Consider the following 484-nt stretch of genomic DNA (forward strand, 5'->3'; position numbering starts at 1 on the left):
GACGGGGACCGCCGGGTCGTCCCGCCGGGCGGGGGGCGCGACCGCCCTCCGTGTCGCCCGCGCCGGCACGCTGGATCTTGAGCGCCTGCCCGGCCACGTACACCCGCTTGAGGTGCTCCATCAGCTCGCGCGGCATGCCTTCGGGCAGGTCGACCAGGCTGTACTCGTCGCGGATGTCGATGCGGCCGATGTAGCGGCTTTCGAGGTCGGCCTCGTTGGCGATGGCGCCGACGATGTTGCCCGGCTGCACGCCGTGGCGATGGCCGACTTCGATCCGGAAGGTCTCCATCCCGACGTCGTCCGTACCGCGCGCGGCGCGCTGGGGCGGCGCCGACGCGGGCCGGTCGTCCTCGAACATCGACTCGCCGGCATTGCGGGGCGTCGGTGGCGTGTACTGGCGCTCGGCATGGCGCGACGGCGCGTTGCGCTCGTCGAAGCTGCGCGGCGGGGCGGACGGGCGTGCATCACGTGGAGCATCGCGCTC

At 73.6% G+C, this 484-nt stretch carries 1 protein-coding gene; it reads right to left on the bottom strand.

Features of this window, described 5'->3' with window-relative positions; all coding sequences use genetic code 11:
* The coding region (locus ACKVMH_RS13630; RefSeq protein ID WP_412700683.1) for a DbpA RNA binding domain-containing protein at positions 1–484 on the bottom strand (484 nt) is incomplete at both ends.

It is taken from the genome of Lysobacter zhanggongensis (assembly GCF_046638635.1).
In the GTDB taxonomy this organism is placed as follows: domain Bacteria; phylum Pseudomonadota; class Gammaproteobacteria; order Xanthomonadales; family Xanthomonadaceae; genus Novilysobacter; species Novilysobacter luteus.